We start from the raw sequence: 1,360 nt of genomic DNA on the forward strand, positions 1-1,360 counted from the left end.
GTGATAAGCAAGTATTAGAAAAACTATGGGATAGCGGTAGCGCTCCATGGAAAAAGTGGTAGCGGATGCACAACGCAATAACGACACAAGAAATGCAAAATTTATACTCCGGAATTTATAAGGGCAAAACAGTTTTGCTTACCGGACATACCGGCTTTAAGGGCTCATGGCTTAGTCTATGGCTGCAGCGCTTGGGCGCGAAAGTGATAGGGTATTCGCTTCCGGCGCCTACAGAGCCAAATCATATAGGACTTTTAAATTTAAATATCGTCCAGGTAATCGCCGACATACGAGATCTTGCTAAATTAGACGAGGCGTTTACGACTTATAAACCCGACATTGTATTTCACTTTGCCGCTCAGGCGCTCGTACGCCCATCTTATGAAGATCCGATCACGACTTATGAGACCAATGTCATAGGCACATTAAAAGTCTTTGAAGCCTGCAGAAAGGCGGGCGTTCGCGCGATCGTGAATATTACCAGCGATAAGGCTTATGAAAATAAAGAGTGGGTTTGGGGTTATCGTGAGAACGATCCTATGGGCGGATATGATCCATATAGCTCGTCGAAAGGCTGCGCGGATCTTCTGGCTAGTTCATATCGAAATTCGTTTTTTAACGAAAAAGATTACGGTACAAAGCATCAAACGCTGCTTGCCACATGTCGTGCGGGTAATGTCATAGGCGGCGGGGATTGGGCGCAAGACAGATTGATTTGCGACGTGATGCGCGCGGCAGCTAAAAATGAAGCGGTAACGATCCGCAATCCGCATGCGACACGCCCTTGGCAGCACGTGCTCGAGCCGCTTGGCGGATATTTGCTTGTGGGGCAAAAGTTGCTTGAAGGGCGAAAGGAATTCGGCAGCGCATGGAATTTCGGTCCTAGCGATGATGGCGCGATTAGGGTGCTTGATGTACTAAAAAGCGCCAAGCGATATTGGGATAAGATAGAATTTAAAATCGGCTCCGACATAAACCAGCCGCATGAGGCAAATTTATTGAAGCTTGATTGCTCTAAAGCACATGCGCTGCTTGGCTGGAAGCCCGTTTGGGATAGCGAAACGGCATTTGAAAAAACTGTAAAATGGTATAAAAATTTCTACGAAAACGGCACAATCGATACCGAGCAAAATTTAAACGACTACGTAAAAGAGATGATGCGATGATAAAAGTTAGCGATTTTATAGCAAAATTTATAGCCGAACACGAAGATACCGCAAAGACCGTATTTATGGTCTCGGGTGGCGGCAATATGCACCTGATAGATTCGCTTGGCAAAAATGAAAATTTAGAGTATGTCTGCAATCATCATGAACAGGCTTGCGCGATAGCTGCAGAGGGATATGCACGCGTCTCAAAT

General features: G+C 45.7%; 2 protein-coding genes. Both read left to right on the forward strand.

Annotated features, from left to right (window positions below; all coding sequences use genetic code 11):
- The first annotated feature begins 92 nt into the window (after nucleotides 1-92).
- A complete protein-coding gene (rfbG, locus tag Q0460_RS00475; RefSeq protein ID WP_299083528.1) occupies nucleotides 93-1,166 on the forward strand; it encodes a CDP-glucose 4,6-dehydratase in 1,074 nt (357 codons plus the stop codon).
- On the forward strand, nucleotides 1,163-1,360 hold a 198-nt coding region (locus tag Q0460_RS00480), incomplete at its 3' end, for a thiamine pyrophosphate-binding protein (RefSeq protein ID WP_299083530.1). The genes rfbG and Q0460_RS00480, both read left to right, overlap by 4 nt.

It is taken from the genome of uncultured Campylobacter sp. (assembly GCF_937980635.1).
Taxonomy (GTDB): Bacteria; Campylobacterota; Campylobacteria; order Campylobacterales; family Campylobacteraceae; genus Campylobacter_B.